A 23,226-nucleotide genomic window follows, 5' to 3' on the forward strand; every position below is an offset into this window, starting at 1 on the left:
TTGCAGTTAAATAGTATCCAGACAAAGTCATTGAATAATAGTTAATGGCAGTTGAAACTCTTTAATTAACGTGGGAAAAGTTACCACTAGAGATGTTCCAATAAATCCTAAACAACTGCCACAAGTGACTGCTAAAGAATTTTGTTTTGAAACTTTCATTACTAATCACCCTCACATAAAATTCATCATTATTTTAAAACGATTATCCAGTTAAATATATTATTATGACTTGAGAGTAATAAGATAGTAAAAAAGAAGTTGCTGTTTGCAACTTCTTTTTTAGATTTTAATCATTAAATGGAAAATATGGATTTTCAGCAAATAACTTACTATAAAAGCCAATTTCATGAAGTGTTTCTAGTAACTTCTTTTGATAATAAGCCCCAGATGGAGCGTCTTCCGCAAGAAATCCATTGGGAGTGAAATTAGTGGTTACTTTACCAACCGATGTAACCATTGGTAAAGTGAAAATATTTAATCGTTGTAAAATTGGTTTTAAACTTTCAGCAGCAATTTGACCAGCACGCATACTATCAGCATAACTAATGATTTTTGCTGGCTTTCCTGAAGCTTCAAGTGCCAAAAAATCAATGGCATTTTTTAAAACTGCTGGAATTCCATGATTATATTCTGGAGTAAGGAAAAGATAGCCATCGGCATTTTTCATATCATTAACCCATTGTTGTTCATTTGGATTTAAATTTCTTTTAGAGTTATTGACAGGTGGAATGTCTTCATAGAAAAATGGCAAGTTGTATTGATCTAAAGTAATAAATTTAAAATTAATTTCTTCTTTTTCAGATACAACCGGTGCGATCATTTTTTCAAGATATTTAAACAAACGCTTTCCAATTGAAATTTCTCGAGTACTTCCCAAAATTACATTAACTGTAATCATAAAATCATCTCCTGTTACAGATATCAAGACAAGTATAGCATTAATATGCAAAAACTAAAAAATACTAGTTTTCAGTTAAAATTAATTATCCTTCTTTTTACTAAAGATAAAAAGATTTAAGATTAAAGCAACAATTTGTAATCCAAAAAGTAAAATAAATGCATTACGTGATCCTAACAAAGTTCCTGAAATAGAGTTTGAAACAGTTTGTTGAGCACTTGCAACTACTGTAGCAACGATAGAAGTTCCCAATGCACCAGCAAGTTGTTGTACGGTATTTAAGACTGCATTTCCATCAGTATTTAAGTTTTGCGGAAGTTGTCTTAATCCATTTGTTAATGTATTTCCAGAACTAAACGCTTGTCCTGTTACAGCAATTATAAAGAAAATAATAATTAAACCAGTTGTAATTTGGGGAAGAAAAATACTAAATAAAAGCATTGCAATTGCGTAAGCACTAAAGCCAAACATAATTGGTTTTTGTGGACCTAAATAATCAAAAGTCTTTCCGCCAACTAAAGACATAATAATTCCTAGAGCAGTTCCAGGTAAAAGTAAGAAACCAGCTATAAATGCATTTTGATGAAGAACAAGTTGAGCAAAGTTAGGAATTAATAAACTGACTCCTAAAATACTAAATTGAGAAATCATTAATGCTACTGTACTTAAATCAAAGCGCCAATTTGAAAAAACGTTAATGCGAATAAGTGGGTGTTGACTTTTTTTCGAATGAAAATAAAATGCAACTAATGCAATTATACTAATTACAAGTAATGATAATACGTGGAAACTTAACCAGCCAAAACTAGAAGCGTCATTAGTTGCAAAAATTAAACAACTAAATGCAATTGCTAAAGTAAACCAACTTAACCAGTTAAATTTTAATTTTTCAAGTTCAGAAATTTGTTCGATTGACTTCCAACCAATTATTAATGAAATAATTAATAATGGAAGTAAGACGAGAAAAATAACACGCCAGCCAAATGTTTTAACGATATATCCCCCCATTGTAGGACCTACAGCAGGTGCAAAGGCAATAATTAAATTAGCAAAGCCCATCACTGTTCCGATTTTTGAAGGATGAACACGTTCAACGATAATATTAAACATCAATGGTAACGCGATTCCAGTTCCTAATCCTTGAATAATTCTTCCTAATAAAATTATTCCAAAACTAGGAGCAAACATTGAACAAAGCGTTCCTGCAATAAATAATAGATTGGAAGTTATAAATAATGTAGGAGTCTTGAATCTTCTTTTTAAGAATGATGATGTTGGGATGATTAATGCTAAAACAAGCAAATAACCAGTTGTCAGCCATTGAACTAATGCAACTGAAACATTGAATTCGCGCATTAAAGTTGGGAAAGCCACATTCATTGCGGTTTCAATTACAATTCCAGCAAAGGATAAAATTCCAGTTGCTAAAATTGAGCCAATTGTTTTTTTATTCAAGTAAATCTCCCTTTCTAATTTAATTTTTCACATAATTATGTATTATAGCAATTTATAGAAAAAAAAAACAAGAGGTTATGACATAAGTCGCAGCCTCTTAAAAATTTAATGTTATTAAAATAAGGTTTTACCAAACGAACAAGCCAACCATTGCAGCTGAAAGAAGTGATACTAAAATCCCTGAAAGTAACATGTAACCTACATTTTTTGAAATAGCATCATTCTTTTCTTTGTTAACAATTCCTTTGAAACATCCAATGATCATTCCGATTGTTGAAAGATTTGCAAATGATGTTAAAAAAACTGTCAATACTGCTTTAAAGTGTGGGGCAAAAGAATGAATGATTGGTGCTACTTTACCCATAACAACAAATTCATTTGTAATTAATTTTGTTCCCATGTATTGGCCTAATTGTAAAGCATCATGTGGATTCATTCCTAGTAACCATGCAAAAGGATACATGATGAAGCCTAAGATCTTTTCCATTGACCATAAATGAACGCTAGCTAAAATTTTGTCAATTAATGCCGCTAAAGCAACGAAAGTAATAACGTTAGCAGCAATAATTAATACTAAGCGCCCTGCTCCTAAGATTGAATCACCTAAGAATGAGAAGAAAGGTTCTTTTTTGCCATCAGCTTCAATGTCACCTAATTCTTTAGCTGCTGAACCATTCATTGTAGCAATTGTATCTTCTTCTTCAGGAACATTCACAGGATTTAACATTGATGTAACAATTAATGCATTGATCACGTTAATTGGAACAGCTGTTAAAATATATTGAGCAGGCATCATTTGCATATATGAACCTAAAATTGAAGCCGTAACACAACTCATTGACATCATTGCTAAAGTAACATTGCGAGCTGCACTCATTTGCTTTAATTGAAGTGTTGAAACAGCTAAAGCTTCAGTGTTTCCTAAGAACATCATTTCAACAGCAAAAAATGATTCAAATTTAGGTTGCCGCGTAATGAATGATAAAATTTTACCAATCCATTTAATGATAAATGGTAAAACTCCAATATATGTCAAGATATCAAATAAAGGAACAATTAAAAGAATTGGCAATAAAGCACTTACGAAGAAATCCATGTTCTTAACATTAACCATACTTGGAATACAGAATGCAATTCCTTTATAAGCAACCTGAACTAATTCATCAAAACCAGTTGCTAGTCCTTTGATAATATCACGCCCAAATGGGACTTTAGTGAAAAATACAGCCATCAATAAGTTGAAGACTACCATAATAATAATTGCTTTCCAGTTGATGTTTTTACGATCCTTTGAAAATAGCCAACCAATTAGTAAGAACGTAACTAACCCAACTATATTAATTGCGAGATACAGAACGACTCCTCCTCTACTTTTTTAATATAAAAATGAAATTATATCAATTGATTAACTAACACTATTTTACTCAATGCAAAGAAATTTTGCAAGGAAATTTTGTTAACGTTTTTGGTGGTTTGAATAAATAATGTTTGGTATATACCGTTCATTTGATCTAAATAATCGTCTTTTTAAGATGAATGGTAAGCACCAATCTCAAAAAGACGATCATTAGAAATTTAATTAAGCTTTAATTTTGGATTTGGCAATAAAGTAAAACGGGATTGCAATTAAATATCCGCCTAATCCCCAGATTAACTCACGTGCACTTGCATGAAATAGCAGCCAAATACTTGTAATTAAAGCAAATGCAGGCACAATTAATCCACCTGGAATTTTAAAAGAATTTTTCCGATTAGGATATTTCTTCCGTAAAACGGGAATTGATAAAATGGTTGGAATATATTGAGCGAATTTAGAAACAACTACAATTACTACTAAAGTTTTAAATGTACCAGATAATGCAATTACAAGAGTAATAATGCCACTAATAATAATTGACCAGTATGGAGTACCTTTTTTATCACGATTATTCATAAATTTAGGCAACATTTGGTATTCTGCTAAGATAACGGCAGAACGAGGAGTATAAAATGATAAAGCGGTGCTAATTCCAGTGATTGAAATGATTTCACCAATCACAACTAGAATATACCCTTTTTGTCCCATAATTTGTTGCATTGCTGTTTGAATGGGAGTATCGAAGCTACCTAAGTTTTTGTCTAAAATTCCAATTGAAACAATTTGAAGAAGTAAGTAGAATAATGGCACGATAATCATTACAATAATAATAGCACGTGGCAGTGTCTTTTCCGGATCTTCCATATCTTCAGCTGGAACAGCAAAAGACTCAAATCCTGCAAATGCGTAAAAAATTACAAGGCTAGCAGAACCAAAACTATTGAAATTTAACTTGGGTGAAATCACTGGAACATAATTTTGACCTTGAATAAAGAAAATCCCAATTACTACAAATAAAATTAGTGGGACTAATTTTGAAACTGTAGAGATGTTATTTAACCAAGTTAGTGAGTTAACTCCGGCTAAATTAACAAGAGTTAATCCAGTAATTAAGACAATTAAAATCAATTGTTGCGATAAATGTGATTTGAGTGCAGGAAATATAGTTCCAAGAGTAGTTGCAAGTCCATTTGACATGACTGCCCATGCAATCATATTAGCGATCCATTTTACAAAGCCGACTTCAAATCCCCAAAAGTCTCCAAAAGCGGCTTGGGCATATAAGAATGGTCCACCATCCTTTTTGAAAAGTGTAGCTGCTTCTGCAAAGCATAAGGCTATAGCGAGTACAACAAGCGCATCAAATATAAAGATAAAAATACTAGATGTGCCTACAATAGAATAAACTTGGTTAGGCAAAAGAAAAATCCCAGAACCAATAATTGCGTTTATTCCAAATAAAATAATACTAGTGTATCCCATTTTTTCATGGGTGGTTTTCATAAAAAATCCCTTCTCTCCATCTTTTTCGCGCTAAGGAGAGAGTGTCATCAAAAGGTTACTTACATTTTATAAGAAAAATAAATATATTACAATATCTTTAGGATATATAAGTAAATGTTATGAATGGTTTTTTGATAAAATAACCGTCAAGTTTAAAAATAAACTTTGACGGTTATATTGTTATTTTTTTTTCTCTTGAAGTTCTTTTTCACTATTAGCATGTTCTGGAAGAATTAAATTAAGAATAATTCCAATGACAGAAGCAACTGCTAATCCAGAAAATTCATATTGTCCAAGTTTTAGATAAGCATTTCCAATTCCAATTACAAGAATTGTTGACGCAATCATTAAGTTACGTTTCTTTTCAAAATTAACTTTATTGTCAATTAAAACCTTTAATCCATTTGATGCAATTACACCAAAAAGTAAGAACGAGATTCCGCCAATTACAGGTTTAGGAATTGATTCGATTAATGCACTTAATTTACCAACAAAACTAAATAAAATTGCAAATAAAGCCGCTCCCCCAAGCACATACACACTATGAACTTTGGTAATTGCTAATACACCAATGTTTTCGCCATAACTTGTTACTGGCGGACCACCTACAAACCCAGCAATGATAGACGCAGTTCCATCTCCTGCTAAGGTATGATTTAATCCAGGATCTTTAAAGAAATTACGATCTGTAAGTTCATTTAATACCATAATATGTCCCATATGTTCGGTCATTGTAACAAATGCAATTGGAGCCATGCTTAAGATCGCACCCCAATATAAATGCGGTTTATAACTAATAAATGGAATTTCAAAGTCTGGTAAACTAAACCATGGAGCTTTGATAATTGGTGTAAAATCAACTAATCCAAACATACAAGCAACCCCATAACCAAAAACAATGCCTAATAAGATAGGAATTAATCCCATAAATCCTTTAAGATACATGTTGAAGAAAATAGTGATCATCAAGGTTAATAATGCAACTAAGAAGAATTTTAAGTCATATTTTCCAGTTGCTGAGTTAATTGTTGCATCGGTTGCCGCTGTTCCAGCCAATGATAAACCAATTACCATAATAATTGGTCCAACTACAATCGGTGGTAAAATCCGATCGATCCAATCTGAACCAATCCAACTTACAATGAGTGAAACAACTAAATAAACAAGACCAACAGCGATTGTACCTTGAGCAATTCCAGGATATCCCACTGTTTTCATTAAAGCCATCATTGGTACAATAAATGAGAAACTTGACCCCATATATGCAGGAATTTTACCTTTAGTGATTAATATGTACATTAACGTACCTATACCAGAACTAAATAAAGCAATTCCTGGATTTAATCCGACTAAAATTGGGACCAAAACAGTTGATCCAAACATTGAAAACATATGTTGAATTGATAATCCTAACCATTTACCTGGAGTCGGACGTTCATTAACATCTAACACAACATCACGTTTTTTATGTGACATGCGATTTCCTCCTAACAAAAAATAGCTTTTAAGTATCCTATGATACCCAAAAGCTATTTTGCACATATATATTTCTTATACCGTACATGTCTTTTGAGGCCTCACAGGACCAAATTAAAAGAACTTTAACTGAACAGTAGTTTACTATATAAAAATTTATTTGTCAATTAGTCTAAAGCGTTGACTGCTTCTTTTAATGCGTCAACTTTATCTGTTTTTTCCCATGGAAGATTTAAATCATCTCGCCCAAAAGCGCCATATGCAGCAGTTTGTTTATAAATTGGTCGACGTAAATCTAACATTTTAATGATTCCTGCTGGGCGCAAATCAAAGACTTGACGAATTGCTTGAGCAAGTTTAGCTTCACTAACTTTTCCTGTTCCAAATGTATTTACGGAAATTGAAACAGGTCGTGCCACTCCAATTGCATATGCAATTTGAACTTCAGCTTCAGTAGCTAAGTTAGCCGCTACGATGTTTTTAGCAATATAACGTGCTGCATAACTAGCAGAACGATCCACTTTAGTGGCATCTTTTCCAGAAAAAGCGCCGCCACCATGATGAGCAGCTCCACCATAAGTATCTACAATAACTTTACGTCCGGTTAAGCCAGAATCACCGTGTGGTCCACCGATTACAAAACGACCAGTTGGATTTACAAAAATTTTAGTTTGATCATCAAGCAAATCTGCTGGGATGACAGGTTTAATAACTTTTTCAATAACATCTCGACGAATTTGCTTTAAATCTACATCTGCAAGATGCTGAGTTGATAACACAATCGTATCTACACGTTGAGGTTTATGTTGATTGCTATATTCAACTGTGACTTGAGCTTTAGCGTCAGGTCCTAAATAATCTAACGTTTTATTTTTACGTAATTCAGTTAATTTACGCATAAGTTTGTGACTTAGCATAATTGGCATTGGCATTAGTTCTGGTGTTTCGTTAATTGCATAACCAAACATCATTCCTTGATCACCAGCACCAATTTCATCAAGTGAATCATGATCACCTTCGCGGCGTTCGATTGATTCATCAACACCTTGAGCAATATCAGGTGATTGTTCATCAATTGCAGTCAAAACAGCACATGAATCGCCATCAAAGCCGAATTTACCATTGACATAGCCGATTTCATTTATCGTTTGGCGCACAATTTTTTGAATATCAACATATGCCGATGTTGACATTTCACCAACAACCATTACTAATCCAGTCGTAACAGTTGTTTCACAAGCTACTCTAGCTTGCGGATCTTGTTTTAAAACAGCATCTAAAATTGCATCACTAATTTGATCTGCAACTTTATCTGGATGACCTTCAGATACAGATTCTGAAGTAAATAAATATTTTTCTGACATATAAACGTCCCCCATTTGAAATTTTATTTAAATGGTTACAAGGCATCTTCACAATTGTGAATCCTATCGGGAATGAATTATTGTAACTATTTACTGGTACTCTTGCTATTTTAGCTTGAAAATTCTAAAAATGCAAAGAGTATTCCCAAAAATAAATATAATTGTCATGATTTGGCAGAAGTGTTAGAATGAACAATAATTATTATATTAAAAAATTTGAATTGAATTCATTACTTTTTTATTATACATAATTAACTTTTTTATTAAACTCATCGGGGGCGTTTTATATGTTAGATAATATGCTTTTTAAGAAAATTTTGAAGCATTCGTTCGATTTTCCAGTAAAAGTTAACTATGCAGATGGAACATCGAAACAATATGGCGGTGAAGGCCTTCCAGATGTTGAAATTACCTTTCATGATGACATTCCGATCAAAAAAATTATTAAAAGTCCATCAGTTGCTTTAGGGGAAGCATATATGGACGGTATTATTGATATCCAAGGATCGATTCAAAAAGTAATCGCATCTGCATACCGTTCTGAAGGAAGTTTCTTACGGAGCACTAAACTTCTTAAATATCATCCGCATCAAAATCATTCTGAAAGTAAAAATAAAGAAGATATTCAAAGTCACTATGATATTGGGAATGATTTTTATAAAATTTGGTTAGATAAAACGATGACCTATTCATGTGCTTACTTTGAAAATCCAAATGATACTTTAGAACAAGCTCAAATGAATAAGGTTCATCATATTTTGAAAAAACTTGATCCTAAACCAGGAAAGTCATTATTAGATATTGGATGTGGCTGGGGAACCTTAATGTTAACAGCAGCTAAAGAATATGGTGTTAAGGTTACAGGAATTACTTTAAGTGAAGAACAATATGAATATGTAAATCAACAAATTAAAGAACTCGGTTTAGTTGGTCAAGCTGAAGTAATTTTAGAAGATTATCGTGAATTAAAACATGAACCATTTGATTACATTACAAGTGTAGGAATGTTTGAACATGTTGGTCATGCTGAATTACCAAAGTACTTTAAAATTATTCAAAAGTACTTAAAACCTAATGGAACTGCCTTGATTCATGGGATTACAAGACAACAAGGTGGCGCTTCTAACGCTTGGCTTGACAAATATATTTTCCCAGGTGGCTATATTCCAGGATTAGTTGAAAATATCAGTGATATTGTTGATGCTAAATTACAGGTGGCCGATTTAGAAAGCTTACGCCGTCACTATCAAAAGACTCTTGAAATTTGGGATAAGAATTTCAATGAACATCGTGCAAAAATTACTCAAATGATGGGTGAACGGTTTGCTCGTATGTGGGATTTATACCTACAAGCATGTGCGGCATCTTTTGAAGAAGGCAATATTGATGTTATTCAGTATCAATTAACAAATGGTCCAAGTGAAATTAATATGCCAATGACGCGTGAATATATGAATTAAAAAATGAGACTGTAGTAAGTAAGCTACAGTCTCATTTTTTAATTTTCAATATTAGTCATTTTTAAAGGATTAACCCATTGATCAAATTGTTTTTCAGATACCTTACCCGATTTTAATGCTGCTTCTTTTAAAGTGAGATTTTCATGTTCTGCTAGTTGAGCAATTTCAGCACTAGCATGATATCCAATATGAGGTGACAAAGATGTTACTGTCATTAAGGATTGATCAACTAATTGTTGCATTCGTTTTTGATTAATTGTTAATCCTTTAATCATTTTATCGGAAAATCCTTGAATAGTCCCAATAAGCAGTTCAACTGATTCTAAAAATGAAGCAATGATTACAGGTTTATATACATTCATTTCAAAATTTCCTTGTGAACTTGCAATCGTAATGGTAGTATCATTTCCCATTACTTTAACTGCAGCCATGGTAAGTGCTTCTGCTTGAGTAGGATTAACTTTTCCTGGCATGATAGACGATCCGGGTTCATTGGCAGGAATATTTAGTTCGTTATACCCTGCTCTTGGACCGCTTGCGAGAAAACGCACATCATTTGCAATTTTTAATAAATCACTTGCAAGTGTTTTTAATGCGCCGTGAACAACATTAATTCCAGAATGTGAAGTCAAACCATAAAATTTATTTGAACGACTTGTAAAAGATTCGCTGTAAATTTGATTAAGGTGTTTCGTTACTTTAAATGCAAAATCTTTAGGAGCATTTAAGCCAGTTCCAACCGCAGTTCCTCCAATTGCTAACTCAGTTAATGTTCCCGTCAATTCTTGGAGATATTGTAAGTCGTGTTCTAGCGTACTACTCCACCCGCCAATTTCTTGGCCAAATGTTAGTGGAGTTGCATCTTGTAAGTGAGTTCGACCGATTTTGACAATTTTCCAATATTGCGCTTTTTTTTCATTTAAGAGGTCAATTAAATGTTGAACTTCTTTTTCTAGTTTTTTGATAGCAAGAAAACTAGTAATATTCATCGCGGTTGGAAATGTGTCATTAGAACTTTGACTACGATTAACATCATCATTAGGTAAAATCTTAATAGTTGAATCTAATTGTTTAGCCTGATTTGTGATTACTTCATTTACATTCATATTAGTTTGAGTTCCAGAACCAGTTTGATAAATATGTAATGGAAAAGCCGCACGTAATTTTGAATCAGGTAATGCTAAAAGTAAATCAACCGCTGCAACAATTAAGTCAGCTTTATTTTTTTCTAAATTATTTAATTCAAAGTTTGCTAAAGCTGCAGCTTTTTTTATATTAAGCATTGCCTTAATTACTGGAAGGGGCATTAATTCTCCGGTAGAAAAATTATGGCGACTTCTTTCAGTTTGGGGTCCCCACAAAGCATCTGCAGGAATTTTAACTTCTCCCAATGTATCTGATTCAATTCGATAATTTTGCATAAAAATCTCCTCCTTATTCAAGGGTTAAAACACCAGTATAAAGTTGATAATATTTTCCCTTTTGTTTAATCAACTCTTGGTGATTACCCTTTTCAATAATTTTTCCATCTTCTACTACAACGATCAGATCTGAATTGAAAATTGTAGATAAACGGTGAGCGATTACAAAACTAGTACGCCCTTTCATCAAGTTATCCATTGCATTTTGAACCCTACGTTCTGTTTGAGTATCAATACTTGACGTTGCTTCGTCTAAGATCATTACTGGTGGATCTGCTAAAGCAGCTCTTGAAATGGAAAGCATTTGCTTTTGTCCTTGAGATAAATCCGAACCATCACCAGTAATAACTGTTTGGTATCCATTTGGCAAAGATTGAATAAATGAATCTGCATTAGCTAATTTAGCAGCAGCAATAACTTCTTCATCAGTAGCATCTAAACGTCCATACCTAATATTTTCCATAATTGTCCCCGAAAATAAATTAGTTTGCTGTAAAACAATCCCTAATGAACGGCGCAAATCATTTTTCTTAATTTGGTTAATATCAATTCCATCATAAGTGATTTCTCCATGATCAATGTCATAAAAACGATTAAGCATGCTAGTAATAGTTGTTTTGCCTGCTCCTGTAGGTCCAACTAAAGCAACCTTTTGTCCAGGATTTGCTTTTAAATTAACATCATGCAAAATCAATTGATTTTTATTATAGCCAAAATCAACATGCTTAAATTTGATTTTACCTTTTAAAGGAATATATTGATCATGTTTTTTCCATGCCCAATGATCATAATACTGATCATTAGTTTCTATTAATTTATTATCAATAGTTTTAACTCGAACTAGTGAAATTGATCCCTCATCAGTTTCTGGTTGGGCATCTAAAAGTTCAAAAATACGTTTGCTGCCTGCAAGTGCCAAAATAATATTATTTAATTGTTGGGAAATTTGCGCGATTGGCCGACTAAAAGAACGACTTAACTGTAAAAATGCAGCAATTGTTCCTAAAGTTAGTGGCGCCAAATGTTTAATCGTTACAAAACCACCAATAATGGCGATTAATACATATAAAATGGTTCCTAAATTACCCATGAAAGGAAAAAGCATTGTTGCATAACCATTTGCCTTTCCAGAAGCATTTGCCCATGTTTGATTTAAATCATCAAATTGTTGCTCAACTTCTTTTTCATGAGAAAAAACTTTAACTACTTTTTGTCCGTTTAACACTTCTTCAATTTGTGCATCTAAGGCTCCAATTGATTTTTGTTGAGCATTGAAATAATGAGAACTACGTTTACTTAAAAACTTAATAAAGACAATACTAATTCCAAAAATAATTAATGAAAAAATTGTTAAAAAAGGACTTAAATAAAGCATTCCAGCAGTTACAAATGTAATACTAAAGATTGCACTTACAAATTGAGGAAAACTTTGCATAATCATTTGTAATAATGCATCAATATCATTAGTATAACGACTCATGATATCTCCAAAATTATTTTCATCAAAATAACTAATTGGCAATGTTTGCATATGGTTAAACATTTGTTTGCGCAAATTTAATTGAATTTTTTGCGCCAAAATAGCCATTAATTGTGTATAAACAAATGCACCAATAACGCCTAATAAGTAAATTCCGCCCATCACAAAAATTGCGTGAATTAAGTGAATAAAGTTAGGATTATTACTTTTTACAAGTGGCGTAATATAATCATCAAAAAGTTTTTGAATAAAAAGTGAACCAATTACACCAGAAATAGCATTTAAAATGATTCCTAAAAAAGAAATCAAAATGATAATTGGATGAGAAGTAAAGATTAATTTTAAAAGCCGTTTTAAAGTTGGCATATTGGCTGACAATGTTCTTTGGGATGAACTATTTTTAGGCATGCTCTTCACTTCCTTCATAATTTTGAGATTCATAAATATCATGATATAAAGAGTTATTTTTTAATAACTCTTGGTGGGTTCCACAACCAATAATTTTGCCATGATCTAATACAATAATTTTGTCAGCTGATGAAATTGAAGAAATTCGCTGACTAATAATAATTTTGGTTATATGTGGCAATTCTTCTTTAAATGTTTTTTGAATTTGAGCATCTGTATTAGTATCGATTGCACTGGTTGAATCATCTAAGATTAAAATTTTGGGATTTTTTAAAAGTGCGCGTGCAATGCATAAGCGTTGCATTTGTCCTCCAGATACATTCGTTCCATTTTGTTCAATTTCAGTATCATAGCCCTCAGGTAAACTTTTAATAAACTCATCTGCTTGTGCCCGCTTACATGCTTGAACAATTTGAGCATCAGTAGCGTTAGGATTTCCCCATTTTAAATTGTCTTTAACAGTTCCAGAAAACAAAACATTATTTTGTAAGACGACTGAGACATTATCGCGTAAAACTTTTAAATCATATTTTTTAACGTTTTGTCCACCAACACAGACTTTTCCATTTAATGCGTCATATAAGCGTGGAATTAATGAAACTAGTGTTGATTTACCAGATCCTGTTTTACCAATGATTCCAACGACTTCACCACTTTTTATATGTAAATCAATATCAGTCAATTGTAATGCCTCTTCATCTTGAAGATAACTAAAGTTAACGTGATCGAAATCAATATCCCCATTTTTTACAGCAGTCAATCCATTAGTTGGAGAAATGATTGAACTTTTAGCATTTAATACTTTTGAAACGCGTTCAGCGGATGCTTGAGCCATAGATAATTGATTAAAAATCATCGAAAGCATGTTTAAACTCATTAAAATTTGCATAGTGTATGAAAACATACTGATTAATTGACCAGCTTTTAATTGATTTCCGACAATTAATTTAGCACCAAACCAACACAAAAGTAACATCGTAAAGTTGACAGTTAGTTGCACAAGTGGCATATTTAAAGCCATTGTTTGTTGTGCTTTTGAAAAGACGCCATAAATGCCAGCTGCAGCTTCATCAAATTTATTAATTTCTTGTTGTTGACGAACATATGATTTTACAACCCGAATTCCGCGTACATCTTCGCGAATGACCCGATTTAATTTATCATACCTTTGAAAAACTTTTCTAAATAAAGGACGTGCATGTTTAATAATCAAGGCTAATCCAATAATTAATAGTGGGATTGTAAACACAAAAACTAATGACATTTTGACACTGACAATTAAAGCCATGATGGATGCAAAAATTAGTAAAGATGGTGCACGCACAGCAATTCTTAACATTCCTTGGTATGCTTGTTGAAGATTATTAGTATCTGTAGTAAGACGTGTTACTAAACTAGCACTTGAAAATTGATCAATATTTTTGAAGGAAAAATCTTGGATATGATAAAACATATCATGACGCAAATTTTGTGCGAATCCAGCAGCAGCCTTACCCGCAAACCAACTTGCATAACATCCGGCAATAATTGCTGATAACGCAACTATCATTAAAAAAGTTCCTAATTTTAAAATGTATGGAAGATCTTTTTGCATTAATCCTTTATCAATTAGATCCCCCATTAAAAATGGAATTAATGCACCGGCTAATGATTCGTAAATGACTAGGATCGGCGTTAGAATTGATAATTTTTTATTATCACGAATAGATTTTGCTAGTGTACGAAGCATTTGGTAACTCCTTTCATTAACATATTACATAAAATTTTACTCTTTTATGCATCACAAAACCATAGAATTATTGAAAAAATTATGAATTAAAAATAAAAAGACTATGCTACCATAGTCTTTGAAGTTTATGACATTTTATTTTAATTGATAATGTAATTTTTTACTATTAGCAAATTCAACTAGAAGTTGTTTTTGAATTAAATTTATTAACTTACCTTTAGTTAAATTCTTTTTTCTTAAGTTTTGAAATCCTTTTTCATGGTAAATATAGTCATCTTTATTTTTGATGATATCAATTTGACGATCATGCTTAAAATTAGTAATAATTACATGGCAATTTGAATGTGCCTTAAATGTTTTTTCAAGTTGATTCTTTAAGGATGTAGGACTTAAAACTTTCATTTTTGTTCCTCCGATGTAAATAATTTCCATAAATGACAAGCTACATGATGACAAGTACTTGCATCAGAAGTTCCAGAAAGTAAAAATACATCTTGTTGATGTAATTTAAATGGTAGTTCTAAATTAATTCCATGAACGTGAACTGAAAGAAAGCCATTAGCATATAAATAAATAAACTTTCCATTGGGTAATAAACACTGTTCAAGTTGATGAAGTGAATGTACGGTTTTGTCTTCACTTTCTAATACAAACCAGCGACGTTTTTGCTTATCTTTATGGATTGTATGTTCACGCATCAATGGAATAGCAAGCTCATCATAAGTATCTTTTTTATTTTGCCGTAATTCTGACAATTTTGTTTGCAAAGTTGATCCATCAGGTGTAAAGCGATATAAATCATTGATTGCTTGAATTTGACTGGTTAGTGCAAATAATTTAATGCGAATCTCAGGATGATTCAAGTGCATCCACTTCCAACTTAAAACTTGTTCATTTAATGTTCTTAATAAAATATATAAAGCATAATTACGCTTTTTATTAGCTAGAAAATGGTAGCTTGCAAAATTTTCTTCAATTTGTTTTTTTAAATTCTGAGCAATATTAGTAGCATTTAAAGACTGCTCCAAAAATTGAGTGTTAATAGGAGCAGGATTAAACCGTAAGCGACTAATTTTTGATGAAAGCATTGCAAGTTGCTTTTGTTGATTTTGAGTTAAATCTAAATATTGAGATAACGCTTTTAAATTTTCAATTAGAAGTGTCAGTAGTGCAATTTTAAATTCATCAGTTTTTTTCAAGAAAATTTCAGGTACTAAGTATCCATGGGTAAACAAGGAGTCTATTCCATAAAATAAATTATAGTAATAATTTTGAGAATCATTTAAAACATACTTAGAAACATCTGAAAGTGTTGAAAGTTTCAAGTTACCACCAAAAGTTTCAGGATCTAAGCGATACCAAGTTTTTCGTCTGACATCCCTATCAAAAATACTTATATCACAGTAATGAACTAAATGTTCGATGCGGTTGAAAGCTTCTTTTTCCTTTTCAATTTGATCACTAACCCACTGTGCTAAAGTTTGATTATTTTTTTGCGCTAATTTTTGATTTTGTTTTTCAAAGAAATTATATTCAGCGTGAAAATTTTTAAATGTATTTTCATCACGCAAAATATAATTTAACCATAAATACTGGCGTAAACGACTAGAGTGATAAAATAACAATGCTCTAGAACTGATTTCACGGCGATCATGCAAGATAAATTGAAGAAATACACTACGTTCATATACGGGACGTGCAACAATGCATGCAGCGATGGATTTGTTATTTTCAAGTAATGTGAAAAAATCTTCAACTAAATCAATATTTAATAAGCTCATTTGAGTAATTGTTTTACTGACTAAACTATCAATTTGATTCCATTGTTGATTAATTTCAGTCGTTAATTTTCGAATTTGTTGTAATAAATTGTTCATATTGTTTCACCTTATTTTCTAAGTAATATTTTAATTGAATTGCATTAATTTTGTTATTAAAAAGGCTTATTTAGCTAAAAGCAATATTAATAGTGGAATAGATATATAAATGCTAAAATTAAATGTAGTATTGGTAAAGGAAGGATATACATGGCAAGTTATCAAATTAATTATGATAATAAAGGTTGTCGCAAAACCTTTAAAACATATAAACATCAAGAAAAAGTAATCAAGAAATCAATTGAAAAACAGTTAATTCGACAATTAGAAACCGATTTTGCTAAAGTTAAACTTGCTACGCGCATTGAAGTTAAAGGTCACAAATGTTATGAATGTAGGGTCAATCCGCCACAATTGCCGCCTCTTCGAATTGCTTTTATTCGTGACCAAAATACAGTCATGGTGTGTTACATGACTACTAATATTGTAAAAGCTGATTTTACACATGAATTAGAACATTTTTTAGGTGGAAAATAAAATGAAATTAATAGAATTGAAACAAGCACAAAAAACCGCGCTTTCAAATTTGAAAAAAAGGCATTTTGAAGAATTACAATTTTATACTTTTAAAAAAGACCGCTCAGTAATTGTTCAATTAACTGATTCATCCGCTCAATTAATTGAAAGTGGGTATCATAATGAAACGATTAATTTAGATAGTTCAAATGCTAAACACTTATTAAAAACGGCTTTTAGTCGAGAATTTCCGCGGAGTCATAAAGTGTATTTTTCTAGTATAAAAATGAAAAAATAATTTGATAAATTAGTTGCTACAAAGTATATTTGCATCTAACCTGAATTAATTGAAAGCTTGTGCTTAATATCATAAAATTTAAATGTAAGGTTATCACCTCTTTCAAACCTTACAATTCATCATCATTAATATTAAAATAACAAAATCGCATTTAATCTAATTACTATATCCAATAACTACTTAAAAGATAGATGTGATTTTGTTATTTTTACTTTAAAGCAAATTATATTAGTACTAGTTGAAAACAAAAATATAGCCATTTAAAATTAGAATGTAAGGAATTTTCCTTGCTTAACTTAACAACCTCATACATGTTTATTGGTTGTCCTTTGGAAATAGTCTTTTTATTCAGCATGCAAGAATTTATCCAATCAAGACTATTTCCATTTTTTTATTCTTTTTTTTCATGATTTTCTTTGAATTTATCTTCCTCAACTTTAGTTGTAAAAACTGTTAATTTAAAGAAAACATACAATAAATAAATTCCTACAATGATAGTTGGAAGCATAATCCACCACCAACTAACACTAATAGCTCCACCTGCTTTTAATCCCATAATAAAGCATTGTAAACAGGCAATGATAATCATAACCCATGTTTTCCAATCAATTTTTGTCATTTTGTTCACTTCCCGATTAATAAAATAAGGTTGTGAAATTGAATCACAACCTTAAAGTAATTATATAAAACAATTATTTTGTTTTATATAATTCAACTCTTTCCATCATAATATCGGCATAGTCTTGCATGATTTTTTCTTGACGATCAATTAATTCCATCTCGTCTTCTGGTAAATCAACTTTGTCGGTAACAGTGTCCAATTCTTTGATCTTTTTATTAATTTCTTCAACATCTTTTGTTAAATCAGAAATTAATTCTTTATAGTCTTTATTCATAACCAATCCCTCCTTAAGTACATCTTAAGTATACAATAAAAAGATTTTTAGTAGTAATATAAACACTTGCAAATCGATATTTATTAATTTTCTTTAAAGAAAGATATGATAAAGATGTATTCAAAGTTTTCTATATCATCACAATAATTGTCATTACGTTTAGTTTTTATTTTAATGTGGGTTGGTTTGTGGGTAACCACACAAAAAAGGTTGAGAAGAACTCAACCTTTTAATTTTTGCCTTTTTTGTTTAATCAAATCCTCTAACGCAATCAAATCGTTTTCATCTGCATAATTTAAAATATATTTTTTGGCAGTTGACTGTGCTTGATATTTGCGTTGTTTGTCTTTGTTATTATTCTTCCACTTTTCATTTGCTCTTTTTTAGCTTCTGAAATAGCCATGTTATCACCTAATAGTTAAAATTACAATCTTTTCTTCTCTAGTCATGAAAAATGTGAAACATTTGATAAAACTAGGTATAGTTTCTTTAGCCTTTAACCATGCTGAGTAGTTGAATGATTATTTGTACGATTGAAAGCATAACCATTATTTTCTCGATCTTGGTTAAGGACTCTTTTTTATGTTTCACCTTCTCATTTCCTTACATCTAGTATAATGCACATTTAAAAATATAAAATCAATAAAAAAGACTATAACTTATGTTACAGTTTTTCAATTATACAAGTCCTTAAGTTAAATGTTAAACATCTTTTTACCTTCTTTTGGACTAAGTATTTGAACATTATTCGATTCATCTACTACACAATAAGATTCTTTAGGTTTTAACTTACCTTTGGGATTATGATAATTTGTAATAACTCTACAATTTTCAAGTAGTTTATATACGCTATAAGTAGCACCATCAATGGTAAAGTCGCCATAAACGTAAAAAAACTAGCTGAAGTTTGCAGTTTGTTAATGCGCTTTGCTAAAATATTTTGACATTCTTTCATAGAGTCTAATTGTTTTTGTAACAATTCTTTTTCGGCTAATATTTCTTCATCTTGACTTGTAAGTGATTTTTCAAGATCAAAAATCGCCCACTCTAATTGTTGGTATTCTTTAACTAGTTTATCTTTATGTACTTGTTACTACTTTTAATTAAAATCAATAAAAAGTCCTCCATCATATATTATTAAATAATTGATTTAAATTTAGTTGATAATTCTATGACGTGACTTGGGTCGAATTTAATTATAACAAATAGTAAAGAGATATATAACAATAATCAGTAAAGTTATAAGTAACTAATCTAGTATGAGTCTTAAAAAATTTCAGCCCCTCCCATTGAACAAAGAAGCAAAATTGAAAGAAATAGGAATTCCAAAACAATCAGCACTGCAAAAACAATTATTAAAATCAAAAATAAATAAATGCAAAATTTCACAATTTTAGTAAAAACATTTAGTTTTCTATTGCTAAAATAAGCATCAAACTTATTCCCTATAAGAATAGCGATAAAAATTAATATAAAAGCTACAACGAGACACTCAATGTAAAATAAGCCAGAGTAAATATTAAAATTACAGATTAATAAAATAAAAATTGAAGTAAGAATAAATACCCAAGTATTTGTTTTATATTTATTAAAAAGTATTTTAAAATTAAATGCATCGTCTTTAAAAAACGTTCCGAGTAAAGTAACTATAAAAATACATATATCTAAAATTAAAGTAATTCCTGCAATCTCTTTCATAAATTATCCCTTTTCTAATGATTATTTTTATAAATTTTAATATCTCGTTTACAATATTACTATTTTCTGACAAATCTTTCACTAATTTTTTTAGAAAAGTTAAATAGTTATTTATCAAAAAGCTAAAAGTTTGCAAAAAAACTACACAAAGCTATATAAAATTAGTTTTGTGTAGTTTTTAATAATGAAATTAGTCTTAAAATAATTGAAAATTTTCTATTTTCTACTACGATGTCTAGTTTGATGTTGTCGCCCTTTTAGTAGTTCATTTTGCCGAATTTGCATTTGTTGAATTTCATATTCAATTTCAGTTAAAACTGTTCTGGGTTTAAAAAACGTTGATTTAACAGGGTTTTATAGGTGTCGAAATATTAAAATAAGTGTACAAAACTACACAGGAAACTACACAAGAGCCTATTTGTGTAGAAAATCAGCTGTACTTCTTGATACACAAGGGATACAGCTTTCATTTTAGCATAAAAAAACTCCCACCTTTATAGTGAGAGTAAAAAGTAAGTAATTAATTTATTGAAGTAATTCTGCCATGTATGTATAGTATAGGTTTTGTCATTTCCAGTCAATAAAAAAATCCACATATTTTATCTAAATAAAATACATGGATTATGTTGATAGAAAGTAAGGTTTTGTAAAAATTTTAACTATACTTTAATTATACATAAACTACTAAAAACGTAAATAAAAAAGCCCTACGTACTGTAGAGCTTTAAGTAAAAGGTATAATTAAAATTTAGGGACCTATAATAGAACTACCTTAATTGTCGTTCACAGTCAATAGAAAAAGTACATATACAATAATACTTAATACAAAATATATAAGTAAACTTGGAAAATAGGTCCATAAAACTTGTCTGTATTTTATTATATATAAATGTCAATAAACGTAAACAAAAAAGCCCTGTACCCGTCATTAGGGTACAAGACTTTGACTGTGAAGAATAATTAATAATAAAAAGAATAGGATAGTTTAAATATCCTACATATTAATAGTATAATGTTTGACCTGCGTATACAATGTTATAATTAGAAATGCTATTTTTCTTTGCTAAGTCCCTGTAATTTGTTGATATGAATTAGTAAAAGCTGGTTGCGTTGTCAATTCCACGAAATGTAAATCTGGTGTAATTGTATTAATATCAATCTCATCTTGATTACCAACTTTAACCTTTAGCCAGTAGTCGTTAAGACTCATGTTCCCTGCCTCCTTTATTGATTTCTAGATTTATAACGAATTTTTTAAAAAAGAGCACAAAAAAAGACAGCCACCTAAGCGACTGTCATAATAAGTGTAAAAACGATATACTTTCGTGCAATATTCGTTAAAAAGGAGTAGGAATGTGCACTTTAATAAGTGCATTTATAGTATAACACAAAAAAAAGACAGCCATTAAATGACTGTCTGGAAAAGCCTAGTATAATCTTACCTAAAACCATAGGGTCTATACTATGTTCTAATATGGTAGGCAATCTAATACCTGCTAAAAAAAAAGATAAACGACTAATATCTCTCATTAAAGAGGTAATTTGTACTATAGATTAAATAGTACACTTTTAGTATAACAAAGGATTAAAACGTTTGATAGTTATTTATTGACTGGTCTCTTTGCATCTGTTGGTAAAAAGCATTTAAATTACCATTATTAGAGGCTTTATTTAATTGTTCTTGATTAACGCCAAGAATATTTGCTAACAAACCTATCATGGTATCTAATTTAGCTTCTACATTACTTTCAGCTTGAGTATTAGTAATTTGAGTGCTGTTGCCTGCGTTACGGTTGAGTTTATTAACAGCTTGAGTTAGTAGTGCTATGGCTCTAGGTTGTTTATTCGCACTTAAAGGTACAACAACTTCTGGTCCTGCTTCTCCAATGACCGCATTAGTCCAACCGTTGACAAAGCCACCGTTTGCCATCATTTTATGACCAGTTGGACCCCAACCTCTGGTTACTCCCATTGGTGCAAAGTCAGACCGCCATGAGCTATCGTTAAGCACAGCCATTATTTGGTCGAGGGCACTATAGATATTTTGATGTCCTGGAACTGCCCATGCTTTCCACGTACCTATTTTGTACTGGAATAAACCATAAGGCAAACCTGTTCCATCGTGGTCGTCATATCCTCCACCAGTCGCAGGGTTAGCGGTACTTTCAATCATAGCTTGATGATAAAGTAAATCTATATCATGGTCTGATAGGATTTGGTGCATGTTCTTCGCAGCCTCACGAGCAATTTTAGCAAATTCTTCTTTGCTCAGTACTCCATTCTTGGAACTAGCACTACCCTTACCATCATAATTATTTTCTTTGTCTTTTTTCTTCTTAAAATCTTCTGCAAGTTTCTTTAACCAATTACCACCTTGCTTAGCAAAGAAGGAAGGAGCTTTAGCTATCATGTCGCTAGCAAATTTAACATTCGTGCTAACTTTGATTTTATCTGACAATACCTTTTCTAAGAATTTAACGGGGTGTGCGATAACGTTACCAATATCCTTAACAATATCAAAGGTCTTATCAAAGATTTTTTCAAATAAGTTTTTGTTATCTGTACCGTCTTTAAAGTGTGGTATATCCATCATGTCAGCTAGTGCTTTACTGTTTTCTCCATCGAGAACTTGAGTTCCTTCTGGTAGGAATGTTCTAAAGTTCCGTTCTTTAGGGAACGCTCCAATGCGTCCATCAGGGGTTGCAAACATTTCTCGATAGTTAGCAGTGCCACTATCATTAACAACTGCCATTGTTCCACCTTTACCAACTGTACCACCAGTAGCAAAGTGAACTTCTGGTATTTTATAGCCTTTCCACTTATCAGCACCAAACTTATCGAGTACCCAGTTTACACCATCTTTAACTTTATCAAGCATGCTATTAATAGGTTTGATAACATTGTTTACCAAGTTGGCTACTTGTTGACCTACATTTTTTACTGCTGACTTAATACCATTAATGATATTTTCCCAAAGTTTGTTCCAACCGTTCTTAATCTTGTCTAAACCGCCATTAGTTAAGATACTAGAGCAATGGAATGAAATTCAATATCCTAAAAGTGAATATGTATTTGCTAAAAATAATAGATTATATAGTTCTGCTCATGTCAATAGTTGGATTAAGACAATTAAAAAATATTTACCATCTGACATGCAAAATAAAAAGATTACCAGTCATGTTTTCAGACGTACACACAGTCAGTTATTATTAGAGGCAGGTGTACCCTTAACATATATCAGTAAACGATTAGGGCATATTGAAATAGATACTACTGATAACTATTATTTGTTTAATTCAAAAGAATTAGAAAAACAATCACTAGAAAAATTTGATAACTACTTAAATCAAATTAACTAATAAAAACTACACTTTTTTCTACACTTATTTTTCTAGGGTAGAGATTTTTAAGAAATTTTATTAAGATTTTCTAAAGCCCCTACCTAATTAA

Annotated in this window: 20 protein-coding genes, 1 pseudogene and 1 riboswitch; of the genes and pseudogenes, 4 read left to right on the forward strand and 17 right to left on the reverse strand. The window is 31.1% G+C overall.

The annotated features are described in order from the left end of the window. Positions 1 to 286: 286 nt before the first annotated feature. From ACWCL1_RS05175 to metK, 6 genes are all read right to left on the reverse strand, one after another. Complete coding sequence (locus tag ACWCL1_RS05175) at positions 287 to 898, reverse strand: NADPH-dependent FMN reductase (protein ID WP_454545848.1); 612 nt, start codon at positions 896 to 898, stop codon at positions 287 to 289. An 81-nt stretch (positions 899 to 979) separates the two neighbouring features. Continuing rightward, positions 980 to 2,353: a DHA2 family efflux MFS transporter permease subunit gene (locus ACWCL1_RS05180; RefSeq protein ID WP_454545849.1), complete on the reverse strand. Its 1,374-nt coding sequence runs from the start codon at positions 2,351 to 2,353 to the stop codon at positions 980 to 982. A gap of 127 nt (positions 2,354 to 2,480) precedes the next feature. Next, the gene (locus ACWCL1_RS05185; protein WP_454545882.1) at positions 2,481 to 3,707 is read right to left on the reverse strand and encodes a NupC/NupG family nucleoside CNT transporter; all 1,227 of its coding nucleotides are present in this window, start codon (positions 3,705 to 3,707) and stop codon (positions 2,481 to 2,483) included. A gap of 225 nt (positions 3,708 to 3,932) precedes the next feature. After that, complete coding sequence (locus ACWCL1_RS05190; RefSeq protein ID WP_454545850.1) at positions 3,933 to 5,213, reverse strand: APC family permease; 1,281 nt, start codon at positions 5,211 to 5,213, stop codon at positions 3,933 to 3,935. Positions 5,214 to 5,393: 180 nt separating this feature from the next. Beyond that, complete coding sequence (locus ACWCL1_RS05195) at positions 5,394 to 6,689, reverse strand: uracil-xanthine permease family protein (protein WP_454545851.1); 1,296 nt, start codon at positions 6,687 to 6,689, stop codon at positions 5,394 to 5,396. 167 nt (positions 6,690 to 6,856) lie between these two features. Continuing rightward, positions 6,857 to 8,053 carry a methionine adenosyltransferase gene (metK, locus tag ACWCL1_RS05200; RefSeq protein WP_454545852.1) on the reverse strand — a complete coding sequence of 399 codons (1,197 nt, stop codon included), beginning with the start codon at positions 8,051 to 8,053 and terminating at the stop codon, positions 6,857 to 6,859. Continuing rightward, positions 8,051 to 8,144: riboswitch (SMK box riboswitch) on the reverse strand. It overlaps the preceding gene by 3 nt. 196 nt (positions 8,145 to 8,340) lie before the next feature. On the opposite strand from metK, the gene ACWCL1_RS05205 reads away from it, so the two are divergent. Next, positions 8,341 to 9,513 (forward strand): class I SAM-dependent methyltransferase, encoded by a 1,173-nt coding sequence (locus tag ACWCL1_RS05205; protein ID WP_454545853.1) that lies wholly within the window; start codon positions 8,341 to 8,343, stop codon positions 9,511 to 9,513. 38 nt (positions 9,514 to 9,551) lie between these two features. Here the strand turns inward: ACWCL1_RS05205 and ACWCL1_RS05210 are convergent, their stop codons facing one another. The 5 genes from ACWCL1_RS05210 to ACWCL1_RS05230 all read right to left on the reverse strand — a co-directional run bounded on the left by ACWCL1_RS05210 (position 9,552) and on the right by ACWCL1_RS05230 (position 16,428). Continuing rightward, positions 9,552 to 10,934, reverse strand: coding sequence for a class II fumarate hydratase (locus ACWCL1_RS05210; protein ID WP_454545854.1), 1,383 nt, complete (start codon positions 10,932 to 10,934; stop codon positions 9,552 to 9,554). A 13-nt stretch (positions 10,935 to 10,947) separates the two neighbouring features. Beyond that, the gene (locus ACWCL1_RS05215) at positions 10,948 to 12,822 is read right to left on the reverse strand and encodes an ABC transporter ATP-binding protein (protein WP_454545855.1); all 1,875 of its coding nucleotides are present in this window, start codon (positions 12,820 to 12,822) and stop codon (positions 10,948 to 10,950) included. Further along, entirely contained in the window at positions 12,815 to 14,551 is a 1,737-nt protein-coding gene (locus tag ACWCL1_RS05220; RefSeq protein WP_454545856.1) for an ABC transporter ATP-binding protein, read from the reverse strand. The genes ACWCL1_RS05215 and ACWCL1_RS05220 overlap by 8 nt, the downstream gene beginning before the upstream one ends. A gap of 135 nt (positions 14,552 to 14,686) precedes the next feature. After that, complete coding sequence (locus ACWCL1_RS05225; protein ID WP_454545857.1) at positions 14,687 to 14,953, reverse strand: hypothetical protein; 267 nt, start codon at positions 14,951 to 14,953, stop codon at positions 14,687 to 14,689. Further along, entirely contained in the window at positions 14,950 to 16,428 is a 1,479-nt protein-coding gene (locus ACWCL1_RS05230) for a DUF5677 domain-containing protein (protein WP_454545858.1), read from the reverse strand. The genes ACWCL1_RS05225 and ACWCL1_RS05230 overlap by 4 nt, the downstream gene beginning before the upstream one ends. Before the next feature lie 150 nt (positions 16,429 to 16,578). On the opposite strand from ACWCL1_RS05230, the gene ACWCL1_RS05235 reads away from it, so the two are divergent. Both ACWCL1_RS05235 and ACWCL1_RS05240 read left to right on the forward strand, forming a co-directional pair. Then, entirely contained in the window at positions 16,579 to 16,905 is a 327-nt protein-coding gene (locus tag ACWCL1_RS05235; RefSeq protein WP_454545859.1) for a hypothetical protein, read from the forward strand. A gap of 1 nt (position 16,906) precedes the next feature. Beyond that, a complete protein-coding gene (locus tag ACWCL1_RS05240; protein WP_454545860.1) occupies positions 16,907 to 17,182 on the forward strand; it encodes a hypothetical protein in 276 nt (91 codons plus the stop codon). A 391-nt stretch (positions 17,183 to 17,573) separates the two neighbouring features. On the opposite strand, the gene ACWCL1_RS05245 is transcribed toward ACWCL1_RS05240, so the two are convergent. The 6 genes and pseudogenes from ACWCL1_RS05245 to ACWCL1_RS05270 form a co-directional block, all read right to left on the reverse strand. After that, positions 17,574 to 17,801, reverse strand: a complete 228-nt coding sequence (locus ACWCL1_RS05245; RefSeq protein ID WP_454545861.1) for a hypothetical protein — start codon at positions 17,799 to 17,801, stop codon at positions 17,574 to 17,576. 73 nt (positions 17,802 to 17,874) lie between these two features. Next, entirely contained in the window at positions 17,875 to 18,078 is a 204-nt protein-coding gene (locus tag ACWCL1_RS05250) for a hypothetical protein (RefSeq protein WP_454545862.1), read from the reverse strand. Between the two features lie 784 nt (positions 18,079 to 18,862). Beyond that, positions 18,863 to 19,150, reverse strand: a pseudogene (locus ACWCL1_RS05255) (hypothetical protein); the annotation flags it as partial. A 194-nt stretch (positions 19,151 to 19,344) separates the two neighbouring features. Further along, on the reverse strand, positions 19,345 to 19,776 hold the full coding sequence (locus ACWCL1_RS05260; protein WP_454545863.1) for a hypothetical protein: 432 nt from the start codon (positions 19,774 to 19,776) through the stop codon (positions 19,345 to 19,347). Positions 19,777 to 20,839: 1,063 nt separating this feature from the next. Then, positions 20,840 to 20,986: a hypothetical protein gene (locus ACWCL1_RS05265; protein ID WP_454545864.1), complete on the reverse strand. Its 147-nt coding sequence runs from the start codon at positions 20,984 to 20,986 to the stop codon at positions 20,840 to 20,842. Positions 20,987 to 21,361: 375 nt separating this feature from the next. After that, positions 21,362 to 22,687 (reverse strand): hypothetical protein, encoded by a 1,326-nt coding sequence (locus ACWCL1_RS05270; protein ID WP_454545865.1) that lies wholly within the window; start codon positions 22,685 to 22,687, stop codon positions 21,362 to 21,364. 88 nt (positions 22,688 to 22,775) lie between these two features. On the opposite strand from ACWCL1_RS05270, the gene ACWCL1_RS05275 reads away from it, so the two are divergent. Then, the gene (locus ACWCL1_RS05275; protein ID WP_454545866.1) at positions 22,776 to 23,135 is read left to right on the forward strand and encodes a tyrosine-type recombinase/integrase; all 360 of its coding nucleotides are present in this window, start codon (positions 22,776 to 22,778) and stop codon (positions 23,133 to 23,135) included. Positions 23,136 to 23,226 lie beyond the last annotated feature (91 nt).

The sequence above is a fragment of the Ligilactobacillus sp. LYQ135 genome, from assembly GCF_053711055.1.

Excerpts from the sequence above, each read along its gene's own strand:
- ACWCL1_RS05265 (WP_454545864.1), bottom strand. The coding sequence starts at position 20,986 with ATGAGTCTTAACGACTACTGGCTAAAGGTTAAAGTTGGTAATCAAGAT.
- ACWCL1_RS05175 (WP_454545848.1), bottom strand. The coding sequence starts at position 898 with ATGATTACAGTTAATGTAATTTTGGGAAGTACTCGAGAAATTTCAATT.
- ACWCL1_RS05190 (WP_454545850.1), bottom strand. The coding sequence starts at position 5,213 with ATGAAAACCACCCATGAAAAAATGGGATACACTAGTATTATTTTATTT.
- ACWCL1_RS05195 (WP_454545851.1), bottom strand. The coding sequence starts at position 6,689 with ATGTCACATAAAAAACGTGATGTTGTGTTAGATGTTAATGAACGTCCG.
- ACWCL1_RS05260 (WP_454545863.1), bottom strand. The coding sequence starts at position 19,776 with ATGAAAGAGATTGCAGGAATTACTTTAATTTTAGATATATGTATTTTT.
- ACWCL1_RS05235 (WP_454545859.1), top strand. The coding sequence starts at position 16,579 with ATGGCAAGTTATCAAATTAATTATGATAATAAAGGTTGTCGCAAAACC.
- ACWCL1_RS05230 (WP_454545858.1), bottom strand. The coding sequence starts at position 16,428 with ATGAACAATTTATTACAACAAATTCGAAAATTAACGACTGAAATTAAT.
- ACWCL1_RS05205 (WP_454545853.1), top strand. The coding sequence starts at position 8,341 with ATGTTAGATAATATGCTTTTTAAGAAAATTTTGAAGCATTCGTTCGAT.
- ACWCL1_RS05245 (WP_454545861.1), bottom strand. The coding sequence starts at position 17,801 with ATGACAAAAATTGATTGGAAAACATGGGTTATGATTATCATTGCCTGT.
- ACWCL1_RS05250 (WP_454545862.1), bottom strand. The coding sequence starts at position 18,078 with ATGAATAAAGACTATAAAGAATTAATTTCTGATTTAACAAAAGATGTT.
- metK (WP_454545852.1), bottom strand. The coding sequence starts at position 8,053 with ATGTCAGAAAAATATTTATTTACTTCAGAATCTGTATCTGAAGGTCAT.
- ACWCL1_RS05215 (WP_454545855.1), bottom strand. The coding sequence starts at position 12,822 with ATGCCTAAAAATAGTTCATCCCAAAGAACATTGTCAGCCAATATGCCA.
- ACWCL1_RS05220 (WP_454545856.1), bottom strand. The coding sequence starts at position 14,551 with ATGCTTCGTACACTAGCAAAATCTATTCGTGATAATAAAAAATTATCA.
- ACWCL1_RS05225 (WP_454545857.1), bottom strand. The coding sequence starts at position 14,953 with ATGAAAGTTTTAAGTCCTACATCCTTAAAGAATCAACTTGAAAAAACA.
- ACWCL1_RS05210 (WP_454545854.1), bottom strand. The coding sequence starts at position 10,934 with ATGCAAAATTATCGAATTGAATCAGATACATTGGGAGAAGTTAAAATT.
- ACWCL1_RS05240 (WP_454545860.1), top strand. The coding sequence starts at position 16,907 with ATGAAATTAATAGAATTGAAACAAGCACAAAAAACCGCGCTTTCAAAT.